This is a genomic window from Sorangium sp. So ce394 (assembly GCF_051474665.1).
In the GTDB taxonomy this organism is placed as follows: Bacteria; Myxococcota_A; Polyangia; order Polyangiales; family Polyangiaceae; genus Sorangium; species Sorangium cellulosum_D.
The window spans coordinates 10,813,215-10,829,402 of record NZ_CP150339.1 but is presented as its reverse complement, the minus strand read 5'-3'; the positions used below and the strand labels follow the sequence as shown (position 1 = coordinate 10,829,402).

Annotated in this window: 19 protein-coding genes; 11 read left to right on the top strand and 8 right to left on the bottom strand. The window is 69.9% G+C overall.

Going from position 1 to position 16,188, the window contains the following annotated elements; translation table 11 throughout:
• Window positions 1-27 precede the first annotated feature (27 nt).
• Together WMF33_RS40060 and WMF33_RS40055 are read right to left on the bottom strand one after the other, a co-directional pair.
• Window positions 28-570: an RNA polymerase sigma factor gene (locus WMF33_RS40060; protein WP_437333536.1), complete on the bottom strand. Its 543-nt coding sequence runs from the start codon at window positions 568-570 to the stop codon at window positions 28-30.
• Window positions 571-641: 71 nt separating this feature from the next.
• Window positions 642-1,736: an RNA polymerase sigma factor gene (locus tag WMF33_RS40055; RefSeq protein ID WP_437333535.1), complete on the bottom strand. Its 1,095-nt coding sequence runs from the start codon at window positions 1,734-1,736 to the stop codon at window positions 642-644.
• 222 nt (window positions 1,737-1,958) lie between these two features.
• On the opposite strand from WMF33_RS40055, the gene WMF33_RS40050 reads away from it, so the two are divergent.
• From WMF33_RS40050 to WMF33_RS40040, 3 genes are all read left to right on the top strand, one after another.
• Window positions 1,959-3,071, top strand: coding sequence for a PEGA domain-containing protein (locus tag WMF33_RS40050; RefSeq protein WP_437333534.1), 1,113 nt, complete (start codon window positions 1,959-1,961; stop codon window positions 3,069-3,071).
• 17 nt (window positions 3,072-3,088) lie between these two features.
• Entirely contained in the window at window positions 3,089-4,735 is a 1,647-nt protein-coding gene (locus WMF33_RS40045) for a hypothetical protein (protein WP_437333533.1), read from the top strand.
• A 94-nt stretch (window positions 4,736-4,829) separates the two neighbouring features.
• Window positions 4,830-4,952, top strand: a complete 123-nt coding sequence (locus WMF33_RS40040; protein ID WP_437333532.1) for a hypothetical protein — start codon at window positions 4,830-4,832, stop codon at window positions 4,950-4,952.
• Between the two features lie 55 nt (window positions 4,953-5,007).
• On the opposite strand, the gene WMF33_RS40035 is transcribed toward WMF33_RS40040, so the two are convergent.
• Both WMF33_RS40035 and WMF33_RS40030 read right to left on the bottom strand, forming a co-directional pair.
• Entirely contained in the window at window positions 5,008-5,787 is a 780-nt protein-coding gene (locus WMF33_RS40035; protein WP_437333531.1) for an aminoglycoside adenylyltransferase family protein, read from the bottom strand.
• Between the two features lie 295 nt (window positions 5,788-6,082).
• Window positions 6,083-6,643: a hypothetical protein gene (locus tag WMF33_RS40030; protein WP_437333530.1), complete on the bottom strand. Its 561-nt coding sequence runs from the start codon at window positions 6,641-6,643 to the stop codon at window positions 6,083-6,085.
• 311 nt (window positions 6,644-6,954) lie between these two features.
• Between WMF33_RS40030 and WMF33_RS40025 the strand changes: the two genes are divergently transcribed.
• The 3 genes from WMF33_RS40025 to WMF33_RS40015 all read left to right on the top strand — a co-directional run bounded on the left by WMF33_RS40025 (window position 6,955) and on the right by WMF33_RS40015 (window position 8,817).
• On the top strand, window positions 6,955-7,491 hold the full coding sequence (locus WMF33_RS40025) for a hypothetical protein (RefSeq protein ID WP_437333529.1): 537 nt from the start codon (window positions 6,955-6,957) through the stop codon (window positions 7,489-7,491).
• Window positions 7,492-7,518: 27 nt separating this feature from the next.
• Entirely contained in the window at window positions 7,519-7,962 is a 444-nt protein-coding gene (locus WMF33_RS40020; RefSeq protein ID WP_437333528.1) for a hypothetical protein, read from the top strand.
• A gap of 363 nt (window positions 7,963-8,325) precedes the next feature.
• Entirely contained in the window at window positions 8,326-8,817 is a 492-nt protein-coding gene (locus WMF33_RS40015; protein ID WP_437333527.1) for a hypothetical protein, read from the top strand.
• Window positions 8,818-9,109: 292 nt separating this feature from the next.
• Here WMF33_RS40015 and WMF33_RS40010 read toward each other — a convergent pair whose 3' ends face one another.
• Window positions 9,110-9,313 (bottom strand): hypothetical protein, encoded by a 204-nt coding sequence (locus WMF33_RS40010; protein WP_437333526.1) that lies wholly within the window; start codon window positions 9,311-9,313, stop codon window positions 9,110-9,112.
• Between the two features lie 461 nt (window positions 9,314-9,774).
• Between WMF33_RS40010 and WMF33_RS40005 the strand changes: the two genes are divergently transcribed.
• Window positions 9,775-10,572, top strand: coding sequence for a hypothetical protein (locus WMF33_RS40005; protein ID WP_437333525.1), 798 nt, complete (start codon window positions 9,775-9,777; stop codon window positions 10,570-10,572).
• Window positions 10,573-10,819: 247 nt separating this feature from the next.
• On the top strand, window positions 10,820-11,272 hold the full coding sequence (locus tag WMF33_RS40000) for a hypothetical protein (RefSeq protein ID WP_437333524.1): 453 nt from the start codon (window positions 10,820-10,822) through the stop codon (window positions 11,270-11,272).
• A 131-nt stretch (window positions 11,273-11,403) separates the two neighbouring features.
• Here WMF33_RS40000 and WMF33_RS39995 read toward each other — a convergent pair whose 3' ends face one another.
• Entirely contained in the window at window positions 11,404-11,526 is a 123-nt protein-coding gene (locus WMF33_RS39995) for a hypothetical protein (RefSeq protein WP_437333523.1), read from the bottom strand.
• Here WMF33_RS39995 and WMF33_RS39990 point away from each other — a divergent pair.
• Together WMF33_RS39990 and WMF33_RS39985 are read left to right on the top strand one after the other, a co-directional pair.
• On the top strand, window positions 11,518-11,778 hold the full coding sequence (locus tag WMF33_RS39990) for a hypothetical protein (protein ID WP_437333522.1): 261 nt from the start codon (window positions 11,518-11,520) through the stop codon (window positions 11,776-11,778). The genes WMF33_RS39995 and WMF33_RS39990 overlap by 9 nt on opposite strands.
• A gap of 222 nt (window positions 11,779-12,000) precedes the next feature.
• Complete coding sequence (locus tag WMF33_RS39985; RefSeq protein WP_437333521.1) at window positions 12,001-12,720, top strand: hypothetical protein; 720 nt, start codon at window positions 12,001-12,003, stop codon at window positions 12,718-12,720.
• Between the two features lie 28 nt (window positions 12,721-12,748).
• Here WMF33_RS39985 and WMF33_RS39980 read toward each other — a convergent pair whose 3' ends face one another.
• Together WMF33_RS39980 and WMF33_RS39975 are read right to left on the bottom strand one after the other, a co-directional pair.
• Window positions 12,749-13,702: an MBL fold metallo-hydrolase gene (locus tag WMF33_RS39980; RefSeq protein WP_437333520.1), complete on the bottom strand. Its 954-nt coding sequence runs from the start codon at window positions 13,700-13,702 to the stop codon at window positions 12,749-12,751.
• Window positions 13,699-14,883, bottom strand: a complete 1,185-nt coding sequence (locus WMF33_RS39975; protein ID WP_437333519.1) for a thiolase family protein — start codon at window positions 14,881-14,883, stop codon at window positions 13,699-13,701. The genes WMF33_RS39980 and WMF33_RS39975 overlap by 4 nt, the downstream gene beginning before the upstream one ends.
• Window positions 14,884-15,459: 576 nt before the next feature.
• On the opposite strand from WMF33_RS39975, the gene WMF33_RS39970 reads away from it, so the two are divergent.
• Window positions 15,460-16,032, top strand: a complete 573-nt coding sequence (locus WMF33_RS39970) for a peroxiredoxin (protein ID WP_437333518.1) — start codon at window positions 15,460-15,462, stop codon at window positions 16,030-16,032.
• Window positions 16,033-16,188 lie beyond the last annotated feature (156 nt).

Below are 16,188 nucleotides of genomic sequence, written 5' to 3'. Positions count from 1 at the left end.
GACCATTCGATGTTCTGGATGGATCCATCAGCGCCGTGGATGGTGCTCCCGGCGAGCCCGCGGCAGCCTCCGCCACCTCCGGCGTACGCGCCGGAACCACAGCCGGCCGAGCCGCAGACGATTCGAGACCGTGTTCTCGTTATGCCCGATCTCCGCGGCGATCTCCGCGATCGTGTATCCCTGCGCCCTGAGGGCGAGGACGGCTCGAAACCTGGGGTCGACGCGTCTCAGATCGTCCAGCGCTCTCCGGGCCTCGACCTGCTCGAGCGGCGCGGGCGCGTGATCCTGGCAGAGGCGACCCGCGCTCGGCACGAGGACCTCGTACCGCCGGTGCGCGCGCGTCGCGTAATGGGAAGCATGCCGCCAGCTGATGCCGACGATCCATCGCTTCAAGGCCACGGCGTCCGGGACCCCCGGCCGCGGCTGGAACCGCCCGGCGCGCATGCTTCGCCATGCGCCGAGCAGCACCTCCTGGGCGATGTCGGCGCGATCCCTGCTCGGTATGCGCCAGCGCCGCAATACATCGTCGATGGTCGCCGTGTGCCGGGCGATGGAGTCGATGTCCAGCATGACGGCGGCTCGACGCAAGCCTATCGTGACGGATTACGACGTTGCCGCGGGCCTCGCGAACACTCCTGCGCTCAGAGCGACCCGTGGCGCTCGCAGCGCGCCCGCCGGAGGAGCGCGTCGCGCTCCGCGGCGTGCTCACCGCGACCGCGACGCTCGCGGTGCTCGTGCAGGAGACGGCACGCCGAGAGCTGTCCCTCGGTGGTCCCGAGATCGAGCATCGCTCGCGCGCGCTCGAGCCTCGGGTCGATCCGAGTATGCGCCGCGCCGGTGCCTCCCCGGGACGACCTCTCGACCGCGGCGGATACCGCGCGGGCTGTCGTGGAGCTGCCCTGATAGGCGGATACGGCGGCGGTCGTGACGGCCTCTCGCCCGATCGCGCTCTCGGGTCCTCCCGGCCGCACGCCGCGCGCGTCAGCAGGCCCAGCCGAGATCTCGACCGCGGGCTGCGCGCGCCCCGAGGCGGCGAGCAAGGGCGCTTCGGCGAAGCCAGCCGCCGGACCGGGCCAGGCGGCGCCCGCCCCGAGGACGAGCGCGGCTGCCGCCGCCCCATGCAGCTTGAACCGACCCAGCCCGCGCAAGGCGTCGTGAAGGCAGGTACCGGAGAAGAACGGCACCAGGCATGGCACTGTGGCCTGCCCGCGTCGCCGCTGCTCTGCCTGCCAGCGCGCCCTCTCCTGCTCGACTTTGTCCCAGGCGGCGGTGAGCCGTGACTTGACGGTGTTCTCCGAGAGCGCATGCGCCAAGGCGATCTCGGCGAGCGTCCGGCCCAGGAGCTCGTGCTCGACGAAGACCGAGCGGCGCGCGTCGTCGAGCTTGCCGATGAACTGCCAGAGGACAGCAGCTCGCTGGCGGGCGATCACGGACGCTTCCGGGCCCGGCCGCTCGTCTGAAGGCTCTGCGCCCTGGAGCGGTGTGATCACCTCTTCCCGGCGGCGCGCTCGCCGCCGGCTGGTGCGCGCCTCGTTTCTCACGATCTGGTCCGCATACGCCGCGGCGTCCCTCGCCAGGCCGACGCGCGCGCGGTTCTCCAGGATGCGAAGCCACGCCTGCTGGACGACGTCGTCGATGTCCTGAGCCGGCACGCGCATGGCGCGCGCGAGCCGGCGGAAGCGGTCGGAACCGAGCGGACAAGGGGCTGTGACGTCCAGGCTCGTCGAGGTGGTCACGTCCATGCACGTCCAGATGATTCAGGCCCGGAAAGAGGTGACCCAATCGACCGGCGCGACGAAGAAACGGTGCGCGAAGGTGCGCCCACACGGGGATGACGACCGGGTGGCGTCTCGGTGGAATACGTTACGAGCGTGGCGTCGGATTTGTCATGCAAAGCGCAGCGCTCGGCGTGCAAGCGCGGTTGCTGTGCAAGCGGCTTCGTCGGTACAGTCGGCCGCATGATGCGCTTGCGCTCGGTCGTGGGCGGGATTTGCTGTCTCGTCGCGCTGGGCAGCGGCGTCGGGCTCGCGCGCGCGCAGCCGGCGCCCGAGGGCTCGATGGCGGCGGAGAGCGCGGCGACGAAGGCGCACCAGCAGGCCCGGCGTGCCTTCTTCGCGCGGCGGTGGGCCGAGGCGGAGGCGAGCTTCGAGGCCGTCCTGGCGGTGCCCGGCGCGGCCTGGATGCCTGCGGCGCAGCGGGCGGAGGTGCTCGGGGTTCTGGGGCTCTGCGAGCTGGAGCAGGGCAAGCACCGGGAGGCCGCCGAGCACCTCGGGCAGAGCCTCGAGCACGACGCCGCACTGGATCAGGAGCTCCTTCGCAGGTTCACGCGCGCGTTCAACGGGGCCGTCGAGCACGTCGGGAGGGTCTACGTTGCAGCCTCCCCGCCGGACGCCGAGATCCTCGTGGACGGGAAGCCCATCGGCACGGGCGCCACGGCCCACGAGCTGTTCGTCGAGCCGGGGGCGTACACGCTTCGGGCTCGGCTGTCGGGGTACGGGGAGGCCTCGCAGCGGCTCGAGGTCGCTGCGGGGATGACGGTCGGCGCGGCGCTGCAGCTCGCGCGCGCGGCCGATGCGCCCGCGCGCGCACCGGAGCCGGGCGCGACGCGGAGCGCACCGGCCGCGCCGGCGGCGCCGCCGGACGCGCCCCCGGCGGCGCCGGGGCCGTGGGCGTCGTGGCCGGGGACGCTGCGGATCGCGGGGATCGCCGTCACGGCGGTGACCGTGTCGACGGGGGCGGTGTTCATGCTCCGGGCTAACCGTCTCGACGGGGACCTCGACGAGCGCATCGACGGCCTCCACCGCGACCCGGCTTGGACCTCGGGCGCGTGCAGCGCAGCGCCGCAGCCGTCGGCGTGCCCGGAGCTCCGCCGCATGCGGGAGCAGCGGGATCTGTCCGGCGCCGTCGGAACGGCCCTGGTCGCGACGGGGGCCGTGGTCGGCGCGGTGACCGCCGCGTCCTTCTTCGTGGATTTCTCGTGGCTGCGATCGACGCCGGCGCGGAGCGGTTTTCAGGTCGTCCCGGCGATGGCGGCGCAGCAGGTCGGCCTGGTGGCGGTGGGGGTGTGGTGAGGGGCTTGGAGACCGGCATGGATCGCGAGGCGAGCGTGAGGCGGGCCAGGGCGGCGCGGAGGGTCGCGGTGTCGCTCGCGATCGCTGCGCTGGGCGCGTGCGGCGGGAGCGTGGTCTCGGGGTGCATGTACCTGGGGAACCACTGCTGGGAAGAGCAGACCTGCGACGAGCCCGCCCCGCCGGCGCCGCCGCCCGCGGCCTCGCCGTGCGACGGCGATCCCGGGAGGGCGCCGGCGCTCGACGCTTGCGGGGTGTTCGTGCGCGCGCAGGGCGACGACCGCAACCCGGGTACGCGGGAGAGGCCCGTGAAGACCTTGCAGCGCGCCATCGTGCTCGCCGCGGGCGGGCGGCGTGACGGGGAGGCGCCGACCCGGCGCGTGTACGCGTGCGGCGAGACGTTCGAGGAGGCGGTCGTGCTGCCCTCGGGCGTGGACCTCTGGGGGGGCCGCCGCTGCGCCGACGGGGACTGGTCCTTCGGGGGGGCCGACCAGCTGACCACCATCGCCCCGGGGCCGGCGGGGGTTCCGGTCCGGGTCCTCGACGGGGGAGGGGCGAGGTCGACGATGTTCGGGGTCCGGGTCGTGGCCGCCGCGGGGTCGGCGAGCGACGGGAAGTCGTCGATCGGGATGATCTTGAGCCAGGGGGCGAAGGTCCGGGTGGTGGAGAGCCAGGTCCACACGGCCGACGGGAAGGACGGGGAGCCGGGGGAGGACGCCCCGCGCCTCCGGGCGAAGGACGGGGAGTACGGGAATGACGGGGTGAACGCGTGCACGGAAGACGTCGCGACGGGCGCGCCCCCGGTGTTCACCGAGTGCGACGGGGGCATCGAGTCCATCGGCGGACAGGGAGGCGATGGGTACGTCGAGGAAGGTGGCGACGGCCAGTCGGGCGCGCCTTCCTCGGTGGAGAATCCGGTGGCGTCCGGCGAGGGGGGGCTCGGCGCCGGCAGCGGGGAGTGCGAGGCCGGAACGGAGGGCGCGGACGGTGAGCCCGGCCGGCACGGCCCCGGCGCGAGCGGCCTCGGCAGCCTCGGCGTGACCGGGTGGGTGGGCGTTCGAGGCACCGATGGCGCCCCCGGGCGCATCGGCCGGGGCGGCGGTGGCGGCGGCGGGAGTCGATCGAGGGTCGACATGATCCAGTGCCGTGCCGGACAACCTCGGGGCGGCGCTGCCGGCGGCTCCGGAGGCAGCGGCGGCTGTGGTGGAAAGGCGGGCCAGGGAGGGGGCTACGGGGGCTCGAGCATCGGGATCGTGGTGCTGGGGGGCGCCGAGATCACGGTCGAGGCCGGTACGGTGGTGACCGGCCGAGGTGGCAACGGCGGGGCCGGCGGGACAGGCCAGCTGGGTGGCAGGGGCGCGCGGGGCGGCCGTGGTGGGAGTTATCAAGATTATGCGGCCTGGTACGGATGCGACGGGGGTACAGGAGGCAGGGGCGGCGACGGCGGCAACGGCGGGGGCGGCCTGGGTGGACACTCGATCGGCGTTGCCACCGTGGGCATCACCAACGTGAGCTTTGAACGACATCCGGAATTCGTGCTCGGAGGCCCTGGCAACGGCGGCCCCGGGGGCGGTGTCCTTGGGGACGACGGCAAGGGTGGGCGGGGCGAATCGGATCCATTGCATGTGTTCCCAGCGGTGGCCCAGGCCGAGGAGCCACCACGCTGAAGGTCCCCCGTGCGGGGTGTAACATCGAGAGAGACCATGAGGATCATTCGGCGGGGACTCCATTGGCATCGCCCACCTCGACGATACCCAGCTCGTGCTGGAGAACGCCACGTTCGAGCTCGGCCAGCCCGGCGAGGGCGGCATCGGCAACCCCGACGATCCCGCGACCTGGGGCGAGGACGGCATCGTGGTAGAGACCTTGCGCTTCCCCGAGTGAGCCGCCTGGGCACCGGCCGGGCACGGATGCGTCATGACGACCTGTCGCAGCTGCCTCAGCCATCCATCGCCGTGAGCACAGCCGAGGCGTGCTGCAGAAATGCCTCCACCTCCCGCTCGCGCCCGGACCAGTCGTCACGAGCCTCGCCGCGATAGCCTGATCGGGCCAGCGCCAGCACGCCCCGGTGCTCGACGGGAAGCACCTCGAGCATCCGCTCGGCGGCGACGTCCTTGGGCAGGATCTCGCCCGTGGAAAGCGTGACCCACATGCGGGCCACGGTCAGCAGCACATTGCGCTCGTCGCCCCGCGCGCCGGCGACGAGCTTGGGGACCAGCGCAATCATGGCACGCCGCATCTCGGCGGCGGGCACCGGCTCGAAAAGGTCGGGCGCAGCGGGCTCCAGGAGAGGGATGCTGTGCTGCCTGACGAGGGTGAGCAGGATCGCCAGATCGGGGTCTGGGCCAGGCGGCGGGATGTGCCCGGCCAGGAGGTCGCGCCGCAGCCACTCGCCGAACTGGAGCTCGCACATCGGCGGATAGCGCCAGGGAATCAGCTCGCTGAGGACCACCAACGTCACTTCGAGCGGGCGCCCCTGGGCTTCACCGACCGGCGCCGAGATGGCGAGGAGATCATCGACGAGGCGCGAACGCGACTGCCCGCGCAAGGAGCGGCGGGACGCGACGAGCAGGTCCACATCGCTCCTGGGGCGCAATCCGCCGGCCACCGCCGAACCGAACAGGTACACCCCGATCATCGAACTGCCGAGGTGGTGTCCGAGCGCGTCGAGCGCGCGGTCGACTTGGGCCACGCCGTCGGGAGGGGACGAGGTCACCATGTGTGAAGTCTTCCAGGCGTGCCATATCCGCGAGACCGACCCACGTCCAATCTCCACGGGCGAGCTCGAAATGCCAGCGGCAGCGCGCTGGCATCAGCATGAGCGCCCGGCGTGATTCGATCAACGGCTCGCTGGACGCGGTGGATCTGTTCCTGGACGCGGCGGCGCGGTTCGGTAGTGGTCGCGTTTGGCCCCGAGCGCGATCACCTCGTTGTCAAAAGCGACCACTCGGCGGAGTGGTCGCGGGTGCCCGGTGATGTCGCAGGGAAGGGCACGATCGGTGGACGCCGCGGCATCAAAGGTAGCGGACACGATGCTCCCGCACCTCACCGGTGACGGTCGCGACCGGGCTGGACATCGTTACGCTGATCACGACGATCCGAAACTGTTGGTCGCCAGTTTCCACGATGCACAGCCCGCTGGGCAGGTTGTTGATGATTGACACGACTTGGCCGGGAGCATCGAAGCTGCATGCCGCTGGCCTGCGTCCCATAGGAGCGGTGATGTGCACATTGTGGACGTCGCTGATTAGGTGCGAGCCAGTATCGTTGAGGAGTCGGCCAAGCCGGTTGCTGGTCTGCTCGTGGAGGTCCCGAGCCAGCCGAGCCACGACTTCGGCGGGGGTGCTCACGCTGGCGCGAGGGGCGGAGATCGACTCGACCGTTGCCTCACGCAAAACTCGCCGACCGTCTTCAGCAAAGGCCGCGATTGCGCGGACCGCCCATTCGCGCTGGAAGTCCTCAGGCTGCGCCGGGAAGCGCAGTTCCCATCCGGCGCACTCCGGGCGCGCGGCCAGCGCTCGGTGGCAGCCGGCCTGAAATTCATCGAAGGTCATGTACCCGTTGCGATCAGGCATAGGCGGCGGGATCTAGCAGCGAAGCGCGCCGCGGCCAGTCCATTCGCTCGGACGCTTCCTCGGCGAACGCAGCACCGTCGCGGCCTTCGTCCAGCACGCGCGCTCCGGGGGCCCCTCTCACGCAAGCGCACATAGGACAATTCTTGTCCTATGTGCGCTTGGTTTCCCGGGTTGCACATGGGATTCGCGCAGTCTGGTGATTACCTTCTGCGGATCAAACAAAAAAAGGCCTCGTGACGGGTGGAGCCGCCGCGAGGCGGTGAACGCCAAGCGCGTGTGTTACGCTCGCCGTCCGCAGCCCGAGCTTGGACATGCCGCTCCGGAAGGGCAAGGGGCCCGTGCCGAACGTGCTTCCGATGGAGACCCGCGTGCGCATCGCGTCCGCGCTGGTCGAGGGGACGAGGGGGCGCGCCGTCGAGCGCATGACCGGGGTGGCGAAGAGCACGATCCTGCGCTTCGCCGTGGAACTCGGCGAGGACTGCGCGCGCCTGCATAACCGGCTCGTGCAGGTCCTATGCGAGCCCGAGATCGAGCAGTGGTCCTTCATCGCGAAGAAGGACAAACTCGTGACGGCCGAGTACGGCGACGTCTCCACGTTCACCGCGTTCGCGAGGCGACCGAAGCTGGTGATCTCGTACGCCGTGGTGAAGCGCGACCAGGCGACGACCGACGCGTTCCTGGCCGACCTGCGCGCCCGCGTGCTCGTCGTCCCGCAGATCACGAGCGACGGCCTCGCCGTGTACGTGCCTGCCGTCGAGGCGTCGTTCCGAGGCTGCGTGGACTGCGGCCAGGTGGTCAAGGAGTACGGCTACAGCAAGAGTCCCGACCGCAAGTACGAGCCAGCGTGAGACGCGCGCTTCATCCGGAAGACGGCCGTGTTCGGCGCGCCCGATCCGAAGCGGATGAGCACGTCCGGCGTCGAGCGGTACCACCTCACGGCGCGGCACATGAACGGGCGCAAGCGCCGGCTCGCGCTGTCGTTCAGCAAGACGCAGCGGAGCCATCGTGCCGCCGTGGCGTTGTCGGTTTGCGCATACAACCTGACGAGGACCCATGCCTCGCTGCGCGTGTCGCCCGCCATGGCCGCGGGGATCGTCGCGGAGCTCTGGTCGGTCGAGGATCTGATCCGGGCCGCGCTGGCGGAGCCAGCCGGTGCGCCGCCCGTCCCGCAGGCGCTCACCCTGCCGGCGCAGACTGGGCCGGTCCGGCAGTTTCCGGGAGGGAAGGGGTGGCGCCGGCTCGTCTCGGGCGGGTCGTCATCGCCGACGATGCCCGCTACGCCGCAGCCGCCGACCACACCAGCAGCGTCGAAGCTCTAGCGACCACGCGAGCCGACCCCCGCTCCGACTCAACGCCGGATGGTGCAGCTGTCGCTGTTCGAGGACCCGCCGAGCGACTCAGAGTAGCCGAATGGCCTGGCTGTCGGCGACGCACGATGATTCCATGGAACTGGACTCCCCTTGGCCGCCCCCATAAGATCCAGATCCATGCCTTCGGAGACAACGGGCCGTCGAATCACTCATTGCGTCACTGGAATCATCGCTCTCGGGAGCCTCTTGCCAATCTCGTGCGGCAGGGAAGAGCAGCCGGGGCGTACCCAGCAGGCCACGACTGCGTCGGCTCCGACGCAGCAGCCTCCGCCACCGCCACGCGGCCTCTCTGAGAAGGAAGAGGTCCGCGCGGTGGTGCAGTTCATGTGGCCAAGCGCCAGGAAGGTCGATGCGGCAGACTTTCGATGGGCGGGATGCTCCGACCGCACCGTCGGGTTCGACGCATCACGATCTTGTCTCGAAGGGATCTTGAAAGAGGTCGAAGACCTTCGATCAAAGATGCCAGCGAAGCTCAAGGTGCAGTCTTCGTGCGGCATCGAGACCGAAAAGGCACATCGGGACTTCGTTGATGGTCGCATCGCCTACCTTCGCGACCATCTGACGTGGATGGACCAGAACGCGGCCACGCTGAAGAGAGCCATGTCGAACAAGTCTCTCTCGTCTGCATGGAGTGCGATGTCTGGCAAGGTCAAGGACAGCAGGCCCCTGGACGTCGTAAACGAGAAGTACACCAAGGGTCTTCTCGTTATCACCCAACTGTCATGCATGCAGAGCCAGCTCGGCTGCCCTTCGCTGGGCTGCAACAGCGGCATCCTCAACAGGATGGCTGGCCTTCGTGACTGAGAGAGCTCGGGGCCGCACAGGCGGAGGCTACAGCCGGGCGCCGCGCTAGCCGCCCGCTGGCGTGTCGACGACGCCGGCCAGCGCTCAGCCGAAGGGATGCGGCCCGCTTCGGCTGGTCGGCGCAGCGCCGGCTGCGCCCTCGGAGCCGAAGCCGACCCCACTGTCACAGCCCCCGCCCGCGCTGAGGTCGAGGCGAGCAAGCCATGCAACTGGTAGGTCGGCGCAGCGCGTCCGCCGCTGCTGCCGCCCCTGGCGCACGTTCTCGCCGCAACCGGCGTCACGCTGCGCCGACCTACTCGACATGGACGACCTCGCCCCTGTCGATCTTGACGACCGTGCGGCCAGAGCCGAAGCGCCGGCCGCCCGCACGGACTCGCACGTCCGGGATGACCACATCCTGGAACTCCACAAGCTTGAGCAAGGGATGGCTGCCGCCTTCCAGGATGAGCCGTACCCGCTTGCGGCGGAGGCTGTCCGCCGAAGCGGGGGGGACCACGGTTGGCGTTGCGCGGATGATACCCAACGCACCGCCTCGAACAGTGCCGAACGAACGCCACCTGCTCTCGCAGGCCAGCAGCGCGGAGCGCACCCAGACGACTCCGCTAACAACGCGAATTTAATTGAGAATTGCTCAATTTTTCAAACCAGCGTTCCTGAAAATCATAAAATTTTCGACATGTCAAGAGAAATCTTCGGCATTCCTGGCTCGTTCGTCTCGGGTGGCTACAATGTTCTGGTGCACCTAGGACGTTCTATGTCATCTCAAACCGGCGGAATCATTGCCCATTTCATTGGGTGCGATACGTTTGTTCAGTGCTTGGACCGGCGCGGAAATTGTTGGGGTTGGCCGCTCGTATCGCTCGCCGTGCGGCCCTTGCGGTTGAACCCGTCCGATGGATCCGCGTACGCTGGTGGCGTCCTGCCGATGCCGCCCGTGAGACCGAAGAGGCGATAGCCATGGACACAGCGAAGGCGGACATTATCCTACAGTATGCGCTGGCCGCGGCGTCTGAGGCAGACGATTACTTCGATCGGTGGTTGGGCAAGATCCACCTACTGAAGTATGTGTACATCGCGGATTTGGCGTATGCAGGTAAGCACGGCACCACGTTTACCGGGGCTGCGTGGCGCTTCTACCACTACGGTCCGTGGGATGCAGCAGTGTGCAGCCGGATAGAGCCCGTAGTCGCATATTTGGGAGCGCGCGAGTTTGTAAGGCAAAACAGCAAGTACGACTCTGATCTGGCCGGCTGGCGCATAGACCAGGACGAGGCGAAGGACCTATTGCGCTCATTAGATAGGCAGCTTCCGGTCGAGGTGTCTGTAGAGGTTCGTCGAGCGGTGCGCAACTTCGGCAATGACACAGCGTCGCTGTTGCACCACGTGTATACCACGGCGCCGATGTTGAACGCCGCTCCAGGTCAATGGCTTGATTTTGCGATTGCCAAACAGATCAGGGATCCTATCGCCGCTTCAGCTGACGCAAGCGCGCGTGAGCTAACCGCCAAGGAGCTGAAGCGCCGGAAAGAGGATATGCTTAAGCTTAAGGAAAAACTGCGAGTTGCTTCTGCGAATCAAGGGCCGCGAAAGAGGAAGCCTCCGGCAATACAGCCTATATATGACGACGTGTTCTTCCAGGGCGTGCGTCAGATTGAGGAACTAGCCGGTCCGTCGCCTGACGGTCTCAGCGGCGACGCGGTCCTTTCGGACGAAGTTTGGACATCGGAGGCCCGAAAGCGTGGGCAACTACCCTGATGACTACATCCAGTGTCTTCTAGACTCTTGGTGGGTAAAGGACGCCAGTAGGACGCTGTGCGTTGGCAGGCTAGTTCGTGCTTACATCCCGCATGTGGAGCAACAGGCACTAGCCATCCATGTAGAGGGGCGTACCACTCCAACTGATCACAAGTCGGTCGGTATAAGCGTTGAACCTCTAGACGCAACGTCGCCACCGAAGCCTCCAAGCATCCCAGTGGCCGGGTTTAATCACTATAAGAACGAGGTGTACATGATCCAGCGAGCGAAGCTCCGGCCGGCGATTGTCGTGTCTGTTGAGCCGCCCGTTGTTTCCGCACCCGTTGGCGCCCCAGAGTGGCAGGTATCGCAGACCGTCTACGTCGCTCCTGCATATGGCTGCGACCAAGACGGTTCGCGCGCAGGGTGGAATCCTGAATTCTTAAAAAGGATAAAAATGTGTATGTATCCGCAGTACATGCTCGACCGGCTGCCGCTTCCTGGGTCCGAGTTGTCCGTTGTGCGCTTCGACCAAGTTCAGCCAATGGCCAGAAGCCATAAGTCGATCATTCCGACCGACTACAGACTCAGCGACGAGGCCGTGAGCTTAATCCACGACTGGATGATGTGGGTCTACACCGGGGAAGTCCAGGTCGACAGTGTGCTTGATATTTTTCAAACAGAGATGAAAGAAATGTTGAAGAGAGAAAAGGCTAGGTAGCTAGCGTGCTTCCGGTCCGGGCGCCGCCCTGCCGGAAGACGGGCCAGCGCTCCTTGGAGTGGAGCCAGCGGATGTCACCTCTGCCACGATGTCGGATGGTGCCACTCGCCTGATGGTTCGAGCACGACGCCTCAGAGCTTGTCGCGGTTCCACGGACGCACGCCGGAGAGATCGGCCAGCGCGCGAACGCCGCCGGTGACGAGGGAGAGGCCCTCATCGCTCAGGACGCGTTTCTTGTAGTCGGGATGGCTCACCGCCGCCACCTCTTGAGCTTCCACGCCACCCAGAGCGCCGGGCTCGGTGAAAAGGCGCGCGACGCGCTCCTCCTCCGCAACAAGGTGATCGGGCTCCTGAACGCGCGGATATCGACGGTGCGCGCGGCGGTGCGGTTCGTGTTCCGCGACCGGCCGGACATCGTGCGCGAGTCGACGAGCGCCTACGAGCGGCGGCGCCGGGCCGAGGCCAAGCGCCGCGCGAAGAAGGCCGACGCGCCCCTGCCCCTGTGAGCCCGACCTGAGCCGCCGTCACCCGCCGCCTGGTCGCGCGCGCTCGGTGGTGTTAGAGATGTGACGGTATCGTCGATATCGGCGACATTTCCCGCAATTCCTTTCTGGTGCCGCTCTTGCTTGCGCCGTGGACCACGGCGGGCGATCACCCGCGAGCATGGCGCGCTCGCCGGAAACGACGTGGGTCGTCCACCCACGCTGCGTGGAGAGCGAGGAGTACCCATGAAAATATCCGCAATGGTTTCCACCCTCGTCGGGGTGTCCCTGTGCGCCGGGGTGGCGTTCGCCGAGGGCGGCCGCGCTTCGCGCGAGCCGCGGCACCTCCAGGTCCTCAGGGCGCGCGGCGACATCGTCGATCGCGTCCATCACCGCGCGCCGCGAGAACCGGCCGCCGGGCGGCACGGGCGCGCCGAGCGCGCCGAGCCGATCCGCGTCGCCCGCGGGCACGCGCAGGAGCGGATCCGCTGCTCCGACATGGGCGCGGACTGCTCCTCCCGCGCGGCGGCGGCCCACAGGAGCCGCACCGAGGCGCGCGCCGACGCCGGGCGCAGGGCGGCGGCGCAGCCGTCGCAGCTCAGGAGCAAGGCCGAGTCGCGCATCAACTGCAGCGACGCGGGGGAGTGCACCGCCTCGAGCGCCGGGGCACGCCGCGCCTGGGCTGGTCGGTCGGCCGGCGCGCCGGCCGCCCAGGGGAAGGAGCGCGCGGCCGCGCCGCGGGACGCCGCGCAGCGGCAGAGCCCCCGCATGGCCTGCAACGAGGGCGAGGAGTGCGCCATGTCCAGCAAGGAGGCCGCGAAGTTCTGGGCCGCCCAGGCCATCAAGGCGGGCACCAAGTCCCCGAGCCAGATCGCCTCGGAGCGCTCCGAGCGGGCGCGCCGGGCCGCCGAGCGGCAGCGCGAGCGCGACGCGCAGCGCGCGAGGAGCGACGCCGCCGCGAAGTGACCCCTCCGTCAGGCCGCGCGGCCGGGCGTCACGCCCCGCCGCCCGCCGCCCGCCGCCATCGGCCCTCGCGGCGCACGGCCCGGCCTTCGCGTTCCAGCTTGATCAGGTGCGCCTCGAGGCTCAGCCGCGCGATCGGCCAGAGCGCCAGCGCCGTGTCCGCGTAGGCGACCGGCAGGAGCTCCTCGAGCGCCGCGCCACCCTGGCTGGCCGCGCCGCCGCTGCGGCCCTCACCGCCGCTGCGGCCTTCACCGCCGCTGCGGCCCTCACCGCCGCCGCCACCCTCGCCGGCCGCCGCCGCGAGCGCCTCGAGCACCCGCTGCTCGCGCATCCGCCGGTGCGCGATGTAGCGCCGGAACAGCGCCTCGGGCGCGTCGATCGGCTCGCCGTGCGCCGGCAGGGCGACCCGGGCGCCGAGCGCCGCGAGCCGCTCGAGCTGCGCGAGGTACTCCGCCATGTCGCCCTCCCGGGGATCGATGAGGATCGTCCCCACGCCGGCCACCATGTCGCCGCAGACCAGGACCCCCTCGGCCTCGTCGAGGAAGCAGAGGTGATCCGGCGCGTGCCCCGGCGTGTGGAGCACGCGCAGCGCCGTCGGCGCCGGCCCGTCGAGCCGCACCACCTCCCCGTCCGAGAGGCGGCGCGCGACCGGGACCTCGTGCAGGACGTCACGCAGGCGCGAGGCCGCCTCGGCGTGCGCCCAGATCGGCACCCCGAGCTCGGCCGCGAAGAAGCGCGCGCCCCCCACGTGGTCGGCGTGGTGGTGGGTCACCGCGATCGCCACGATCGACCGCCCCTGCGAGGCGAGGCCGCGCGCCCACGCGAGCCACGCGCGGCGCTCGTCCTCGTAGGGCGTGGCCGGCTCGACGAGCAGCACCTCGCGGCCGCCGAGGGCGTAGCTGTTCGTGTGGGTCGCCGGCGGCAGCGTCGGCGTGCGCGCGGCGAACGCCTCCGCGCCCGCCGCGATGGCCCGCGGCCGGATCACCGCTCCACGACGACCGCGAGCGCCTCGCCGCCGCCGATGCACAGCGTGGCGAGCCCGCGCTTCGCGCCCCGGTCCTTCATGGCGTAGAGCAGCGTCGTCAGGATGCGCGCCCCGCTCGCGCCGATCGGGTGGCCGAGCGCGACCGCGCCGCCGCGGACGTTGACCCGCTGGGCGTCGATCCCGGCGAGCTTGTTCACGGCGAGCGCCACCACCGCGAACGCCTCGTTCACCTCGTAGAGGTCGATCTGGTCCGTCGTGAGGCCGAGCTTCTTCGTGGTGTTCGCGATCGCCGCGGCCGGCGCCGTGGTGAACCACTCGGGCGCCTGCGCGGCGCCGCCGTAGCCGACGATCCGCGCGAGCGGCGTGAGCTTGTGCTCCTTCACGGCCCGCTCGCTCGCCAGGACGAGCGCGCTCGCGCCGTCGTTGATCGACGAGGCGTTGGCCGCGGTGATCGTCCCGTCCTTCTGGAAGGCGGGCTTCAGCGAGGCGAACTTCTCGGGCTTGCCGGCCGGCGGGCCCTCGTCGTCCTTCACGACCACCGCGTCGCCCTTCTTCTGCGGGACGGCGACGGGCGCGATCTCCGCGGCGAACAGCCCCTCGCGCTGCGCCGCGAGCGCCCGGCGGAAGCTCTCCTTCGCGTACTCGTCCTGCGCCTCGCGCGAGAAGCCGTGCTCCTTGGCGCACGCCTCGCCCGCCGTGCCCATGTGGAAGTTGCCGTACGGATCCCAGAGGCCGTCGTGGATCATCCCGTCCACGAGCTTGCCGTCGCCCATGCGGTAGCCGGAGCGCGCCTGCGGGAGGTAGTAAGGCACGTTCGACATCGACTCCATGCCGCCGGCGACCACCACGTCCGCGTCGCCGAGCGCCACCGTCTTCGCGCCGAAGATGACCGCCTGGAGCCCCGAGCCGCACACCTTGCTCACCGTGGTGGCCGGGACCTTGCTCGGGATGCCGGCATAGATGGCGGCCTGCCGGGCCGGAGCCTGCCCGACGCCGGCGGACAGGACATTGCCCAGGAAGACCTCCCCCACGGCATCGGGAGAGAGGCTCGCCCGCTCGAGGGCCGCCCGGATGGCGACCTCGCCCAGGCGGGGGGCGGGCAAGGGCGAGAGCGCTCCCTGAAACGCGCCGATCGGCGTCCGGGCCGCTGCGACGATGTACACGGGGACGGGTAGGGTCATGATCTCCTCCGGCGGCGCTGGTGTCGTCTCCTTCGACGACGCGCGATGACGCGGTCCGGCGCGTCGTGCGAATGTGCCTGTTGGTACCTCGGCGGCCCCGCTGCGGCAAGCCGGCCCAGGGCGCTCTTCCGCCGCGCCGCCCGGCGGCGTTCGCGTCGCCACATCTCGCCCTCGGCGCTCCCCGCCGGCCGGGATCTCCCCTCCGCGGGAAACCCGGAAAGCCGCGAAGTCGACGTGGCCGGCCTCATGCGGAGCGCCAGGCATGGTCGAGACGGCGTGCTCGGATGCGTCGGGCCGCGTCGGCACAGCGCGCCTCGAGGCGCTGCTCGACGAGCTCGACGCGCGCGCGGGCGCTCTGGGACGGAATCCACGCTCCGCCCGAGCCGGATCCGGGCTGGCCCTGGCGCCCGCGCCTCGGGGGCCGGGGTCTCGCCGACTCGCCGCCTCGGACCGGCCGCGGGCGCGGTCCCGGGGCAGCTCTGTGGTGCGCCGGCGACGCCGCGTGTATCGTGCCCGCCGCGGCGCCGGAGGGGGTCAGTCCTCCCTGCGCCCGATCAGACAAGGAGCGAGCGAGCGATGGTGAATGTAGGCGACCGTGCCCCGGATTTCTCCCTCGAAAGCGACAGCGGCAAGAAGGTTGGCCTCGCCGATTTCCCGGGCAAGACGGTCGTCCTCTACTTCTATCCGAAGGACGACACCCCGGGCTGCACGCGGGAGGCCCAGGCCTTCTCCGCCGGGCTCGACGCGTTCGCCGAGGCCGGCGCCGTCGTGCTCGGCGTCTCCCGCGACTCCGTCGATCGCCACCGGAAGTTCAGGGACAAATACGATCTCGGGGTGACGCTCCTCAGCGATCCGGACCTCGTCGCGCACAACGCCTACGGCGCCTACGGCGAAAAGACGATGTACGGCAAGAAGGTGACGGGCACGATCCGGAGCACGTTCATCATCGGTCCCGACCGCAAGGTGAAGCACGTCTTCAGCGGCGTGAAGGTCGACGGCCACGCCGACGCCGTGCTCGCGCTCGTGCGCGGCGGCGACGCGCACGAGGCGCCGCCCGCGCGCCGCGACGCCTCGAAGAGCGCAGCCAAGGCGCCCGCGAAGAAGGCCGCCGCCAAGGCGCCCGCAAAGCCCGCTGCCAAGCCCCGGTGACGCGCCGCCCGACGCGGGCGGGGACACGAGGGCGGGGATGTGCGAAGAAATATCAACAAACTTGCTAGTTTACCGCCTTCATGCGAGCTCACCTCCTGGCGGGCGCGATCGCGACCGTCGGACAATGACGTAGCGATTCGCGGCCTGTGGGACGGC

Coding starts and splice junctions, on each gene's coding strand:
- WMF33_RS40045 (WP_437333533.1), top strand. CDS start 3,089: ATGGATCGCGAGGCGAGCGTGAGGCGGGCCAGGGCGGCGCGGAGGGTC.
- WMF33_RS40025 (WP_437333529.1), top strand. CDS start 6,955: ATGCCGCTCCGGAAGGGCAAGGGGCCCGTGCCGAACGTGCTTCCGATG.
- WMF33_RS40050 (WP_437333534.1), top strand. CDS start 1,959: ATGATGCGCTTGCGCTCGGTCGTGGGCGGGATTTGCTGTCTCGTCGCG.
- WMF33_RS40005 (WP_437333525.1), top strand. CDS start 9,775: ATGGACACAGCGAAGGCGGACATTATCCTACAGTATGCGCTGGCCGCG.
- WMF33_RS40035 (WP_437333531.1), bottom strand. CDS start 5,787: ATGGTGACCTCGTCCCCTCCCGACGGCGTGGCCCAAGTCGACCGCGCG.
- WMF33_RS40030 (WP_437333530.1), bottom strand. CDS start 6,643: ATGCCTGATCGCAACGGGTACATGACCTTCGATGAATTTCAGGCCGGC.
- WMF33_RS39970 (WP_437333518.1), top strand. CDS start 15,460: ATGGTGAATGTAGGCGACCGTGCCCCGGATTTCTCCCTCGAAAGCGAC.
- WMF33_RS39975 (WP_437333519.1), bottom strand. CDS start 14,883: ATGACCCTACCCGTCCCCGTGTACATCGTCGCAGCGGCCCGGACGCCG.
- WMF33_RS40060 (WP_437333536.1), bottom strand. CDS start 570: ATGCTGGACATCGACTCCATCGCCCGGCACACGGCGACCATCGACGAT.
- WMF33_RS39990 (WP_437333522.1), top strand. CDS start 11,518: ATGGCTCACCGCCGCCACCTCTTGAGCTTCCACGCCACCCAGAGCGCC.
- WMF33_RS39985 (WP_437333521.1), top strand. CDS start 12,001: ATGAAAATATCCGCAATGGTTTCCACCCTCGTCGGGGTGTCCCTGTGC.